Below are 4,898 nucleotides of genomic sequence, written 5' to 3'. Positions count from 1 at the left end.
ACAATACAGCACCGGCGGACGAACGGTGCTCGGCCGCATTTCCAAACGTGGCAGCCGATACCTGAGAATGCTCTTCGTTCAGGCCGCGAAGGTCATCCTGATGCGCGCCAATCGATGGGCTGGCTTCAGCTTTGGCGATTGGTTGAGCCGGGCATCGGAAAGAATGAACAGAAACAAGCTGGCGGTGGCGCCGGCCAACAAGCTGGCACGCATGGCCTGGAGCATCCTGAGACACAGAACCGCGTTTGACGCACCACGAGACGAGGTTGTCGCCGGCATCTGAGCCGGCGCGCCCAGAGGAGTTCGCGACAGATCGAAAGCATGGAACGGAACAATTACGCGCCCAGAATCTGACGGCCCTGACGGTCATTATTGACCTTTCCGCTAACTAGATCATGGCGCGTGCGTAACCCCAACAAGGCCACGACCCGCGTGTCGATCAACAGGCCGGATACATTTGAGCGACTTCCGAAATCGTACCAGAAATCATTTGCGAACAGCAGCCGGTACATACATTAGGGCCGGGAGTGGACGCCTTTCCTTCTGATGCGCGCGCTGACAGTCCGGACGCTACCTATCGACCCGCCCTTCGCGCGCCAGATGCTCGACTACGGTCGAGACGCGCGCTGGCAGCGCGGTTGCCTTGCCGAGGTAGACGACATGAAATTCCTCGCAGGCCACGGGGATTTCGTCCACGCGTTCCAGCCGGCCATCGGCAAGTGCCTCCCGGACGATGAAACGACCCACCCGGGTGGTGCCGTTGCCGTGCAGCGCCAGCGCCGCGAGGGTGTTGCCATCCGTCGCCCGCACACGTGAGGTCGCCTCTCGCCAGATCGGATCGCGGCGGGCATAGGCAAATCCCAGGTTCCCCTCCTCCGCGCCGGGGGCCCGTACGGCGATCACCTCGCTGACGCCGAGAGAACGCGCCTTCATCGCCGAGTTCGGCAGCGGCCCGGCCCGTACCGCTAGGTCGATGGGCTGGCCGCCGATGTCGATCAGCCCGTCGCCGATCACCAGTTCCACCTCAAGCTCCGGGTGCCGGCGCAGCAGGGGCGGCAGGATCGGCGCGAGGATGTGGTTGGCATAGGCCGAACTGGTGGCAATCCGCACCGTGCCCGCCACCGGGCCGCAGCCCACCTCGCGTTCCGCCTGATCGAGCGCGGCGAGGATGCCGCGGGCCGAGCGGGCGAAGGCTGCGCCTTCATCGGTGATATGGATGTGCCGGGTCGTGCGCCGCGTCAGCGTGACGCCCAGCCTCCGTTCCATCCGGGTCATCATCTTCGACACGGCAGAGGGTGTCATCTGCCGTACCAGCGCGGCGGCGGAAAAGCTGCCCTCGTCGACGACGGCGAGGAAAACCTCCATCTCCTGCAGACGATTGATGTCACGCATTGCGATAACCTGTGAATTCAAAGCACAAGAATTGTTATCCACCGGCGAGTTATTTCACAAGAGCCGGGCTGCCATTGTCTCTCCAACACACAAGGAGACATTCGCATGGCGAGTCTGACGGATCACACCTGCTCTGATACCCCGCGACGAGCTGCCCCTCTCGTTGCCCTCGGGATCGGAGCCTTCGGCATCGGGCTGACGGAATTCCTCATCATGGGGCTGCTGCCACAGGTGGGGCGGGATCTCGGGGTCAGCCTGCCCTCGGCGGGGCTCTTGATCACCGGCTACGCGCTTGGCGTCACCTTCGGCGGCCCGGTTCTGGCGATCGCCGCCAGTCGTCTGTCGCATCGGACGGTGCTGCTGCTGCTGATGGCGATCTTCACCGTCGGCAACCTGCTCTGCGCCATTTCCCCCGGCTTTGGTCTGGTGCTGGCGGCCCGCGTGATCACCGGCTTTGCCCATGGCACGTTTTTCGGAACCGGCTCCGTGGTGGCGCAGGCCATCGTGCCGCCACATCGCAAGGCCTCGGCCATCGCCGTGGTCTTCACCGGGCTGACGCTGGCCACCGTGCTGGGGCTGCCCTTCGGCACATGGCTGGGGCAGATCTTCGGCTGGCGCGCCACCTTCTGGGCGGTGGCGGCCATCGGTGCGCTGGCCTTTGTCGCCATCGCCCTGTTCGTGCCGCAGACGGCGTCGGGCACGCCGCTGAAACTGTCGCAACTGAGGCTTTTCCTGCGGCCGGCGCCGCGCCGCGCGCTCACCATGACCGCGCTGGGATATGCCGGGGTGTTCATGGTCTTCACCTATATCACCCCGCTGCTGACCGACATCGCGGGCGTGCCTGAGGCGCGGGTTGCGCTTTATCTTCTGCTCTTCGGTCTCGGTATCGTCGGTGGCAACCTGCTGGGCGGGCGGCTGGCAGACCGCTGGCCCGGCCCCGCGGTGCCGCTGGTGCTGGCGGGTCTCTCTGCGGGACTTGTGGGCCTGCGTCTCGGGCTTGCCCTGCCGGTACTGGCGGCCCCCGCGATGCTGCTGATGGGCTTGCTGGCCTTTGCCACCCTTGCCCCGCTCCAGGCCCGTATGATGGCGCGTACCCCCGTGGGCACCAACACGCTGGGCGCCACGCTGAACATCTCGGCCTTCAACTTCGGCAATGCCATCGGCGCCTGGCTCGGCGGGCTCGCGCTTTCCGCCGGCTTCGGCCTGCCGACCCTACCGCCGCTTGCGGCGCTGCTGCCATTGGCCGCCCTGACCCTGGTGATTCTTCCCGAAAAGGAGCTGAAATGAACCCGACCCCGCGCACCATCGCCGCCCTGACCTTCATGACGCTGGCCGCGCCAGCTCTGGCCGAAAGCTGGACCCCGACCTGGATGGCCAGTCCGCAGCCTGTCTGGAGCGATACCACCGTCTTCGCCACTGGCCTGCCTGAGCGCATCGCCGGGGCGACGATCCGGCAGCCATTGACGCTGGGCTTCCCGGCGGAGAGACTGCGGCTGGTGCTCTCGAATGTTCATGGCACGCATCCCTTGCCGGTCGAGGCGGTGACAGTGGCCCACAGTACCGGTGCGGCCGATATCGGGGCGTCTCGGACCGTTCTTTTCGGCGGCAATACGGGCACGGTGATCGCTCCGGGGGCGCAGGCCGTCTCCGATCCGGTCGCCCTTTCGGCTGCGGCGGGAGCCCGGATCGCGGTGACGCTGACCTATGGGCCGGATGCCCTGGCCGAGGATTTTCACTGGGACGCCCGTGAGACCAGCTATCTGATCGAGGCGGACATGCCCGCCCCGGTGGTGCGGGCCGAGGTTCCGGCGCGTCTGAGCCTGAGCATGGTCCTGTCCGACCGGCCGGCGCGGCAGGTGGTGATCGCCATGGGCGACTCCATCACAGACGGCAACGGCGCCCCGATGGACGCCATGGCGCGCTGGCCCGATTTCCTCGCTCATGCGCTCGCCGGGGAGGGGATCGCGGTGGTCAATGCCGGGATCTCCGGCAACCGCCTGCTGAGCGACGGCATGGGGCGCAGCGTGCTGGCCCGGTTGGAGCCCGATGCGCTGGCCGTGCCCGGGACCGATACCTTGGTTCTGCTGATCGGCACCAACGATATCGCCTGGCCCGGCACATTGTTTGCACCGGGGGAAGAGCCGATGAGCCTGAGCCGTCTTCAGGCCGGGCTGATGCAGGTGGCCGCCCGTACCCACGCGCAGGGCATGCGGCTGATCCTCGGCACCGTGCCGCCCTTCGCGGGCGCCCTGCCGGAGACACCGATGGAGGCGACCTATTGGAGCCCTGAGAAGGACGCGCTGCGAAGGGAGCTGAACGACTGGCTGCGCCGGGCGGATTTCCACGAGGGTCTGGTGGACTTCGATCGCCTGCTCAGCGCGCCAGGCGACGACATGCGCCTGAACCCGGCCCATGACAGTGGCGATCACCTGCATCCCGGCGCGGAAGGAAATCGGACCATGGCCCGCGCCGTGGCGGAGACACTCATGAAAGGATTGGAAGAATGAAGATTGATCTCAGCGGAAAGACCGCCCTCGTCACCGGCTCGACCAAGGGCATCGGCTTGGCCGCAGCCAAAGCGCTCTCGGAGGCCGGCGCGGCGGTTCTGCTCCACGGGCGGAACGCGCTGCAGGTCTCCGGGATGGCCATGGGGATCGGCGCGCGGGGCATCGCCGCCGACCTCGCCACGCCGGAAGGCTGTGCGCGGCTTGCAGCGGAGGCGGGCGAGATCGACATCCTCGTCAACAACGCCGGCATTTTCGAGCCCGGTGACTTCTTTGAAACCGCCGACGAAGCTTGGGACCGGCACTGGCAGGTCAACGTGATGAGCGCCATGCGCCTGAGCCGCGCACTCGCGCCTGCCATGGTCAGGCGCGGCTGGGGGCGCATCGTCATGCTCGGCTCGGAATCCTCGTTCAACATTCCTGCAGAGATGATCCACTACGGCGTGAGCAAGGCGGCAGACGTGGCCCTGGCGCGTGGGCTGGCCAAGCGCCTCGCCGGCACCGGCGTCACGGTGAACTCGGTCCTGCCCGGCCCGACGCTGAGCGACGGACTGCGCGACATGCTCGCGGACCGCGTGGCTGAAACCGGTGAGGACATTGATACGGTCGCCGCCGATTTCGTGATGGAAGCACGGCCGAGTTCCATCATCCGCCGCGCCGCCAGCGTCGAAGAGGTTGCCCATATGATCGTCTATGCCTGCGCGCCGCAGGCCTCGGCAACCACCGGTGCAAGCCTGCGGGTCGACGGCGGCGTGATGGAGACACTGTGATCATGGCTTGAGATGACAGAACTGTGAACATGCGGTGAAACTGCGCCGTGGCGGCGGTTTGCGCCGCAAACGGCGGGAATGCGCAGGGAGCATTGTTTGCAAAGTCCAAGCCGCCGCGCATGGTGGCAGGGCGCGACCGGCCCTATGTATGTACCGGCTGCTGTTCGCAAATGATTTCTGGCACGATTTCGGAAGTCGCTCATATGTATCCGGCCTGTTGATCGACACGCGG

Annotated in this window: 5 protein-coding genes; 4 read left to right on the top strand and 1 reads right to left on the bottom strand. The window is 66.3% G+C overall.

Translation table 11 applies throughout. The features are described from left to right. The coding region (locus BLQ77_RS27920) for a transposase (RefSeq protein WP_165617244.1) at window positions 1–283 on the top strand (283 nt) is incomplete at its 5' end. A 287-nt stretch (window positions 284–570) separates the two neighbouring features. On the opposite strand, the gene BLQ77_RS27915 is transcribed toward BLQ77_RS27920, so the two are convergent. Then, a complete protein-coding gene (locus BLQ77_RS27915; RefSeq protein WP_089964310.1) occupies window positions 571–1,392 on the bottom strand; it encodes a LysR family transcriptional regulator in 822 nt (273 codons plus the stop codon). 105 nt (window positions 1,393–1,497) lie between these two features. Between BLQ77_RS27915 and BLQ77_RS27910 the strand changes: the two genes are divergently transcribed. From BLQ77_RS27910 to BLQ77_RS27900, 3 genes are read left to right on the top strand one after another with little or no spacing between them, the layout of a single operon-like run. Continuing rightward, window positions 1,498–2,679 carry an MFS transporter gene (locus BLQ77_RS27910; protein WP_089964309.1) on the top strand — a complete coding sequence of 394 codons (1,182 nt, stop codon included), beginning with the start codon at window positions 1,498–1,500 and terminating at the stop codon, window positions 2,677–2,679. Beyond that, complete coding sequence (locus BLQ77_RS27905) at window positions 2,676–3,899, top strand: GDSL-type esterase/lipase family protein (RefSeq protein WP_089964308.1); 1,224 nt, start codon at window positions 2,676–2,678, stop codon at window positions 3,897–3,899. The genes BLQ77_RS27910 and BLQ77_RS27905 overlap by 4 nt, the downstream gene beginning before the upstream one ends. Beyond that, entirely contained in the window at window positions 3,896–4,666 is a 771-nt protein-coding gene (locus BLQ77_RS27900) for an SDR family NAD(P)-dependent oxidoreductase (protein ID WP_089964307.1), read from the top strand. Before BLQ77_RS27905 ends, BLQ77_RS27900 begins: the two co-directional genes overlap by 4 nt. Window positions 4,667–4,898 lie beyond the last annotated feature (232 nt).

The sequence above is a fragment of the Salipiger thiooxidans genome (genome assembly GCF_900102075.1).
Lineage (GTDB): Bacteria > Pseudomonadota > Alphaproteobacteria > Rhodobacterales > Rhodobacteraceae > Salipiger > Salipiger thiooxidans.
Note: the sequence above shows the minus strand (reverse complement) of the source record. Positions and strands in the feature narration are given on the sequence as shown.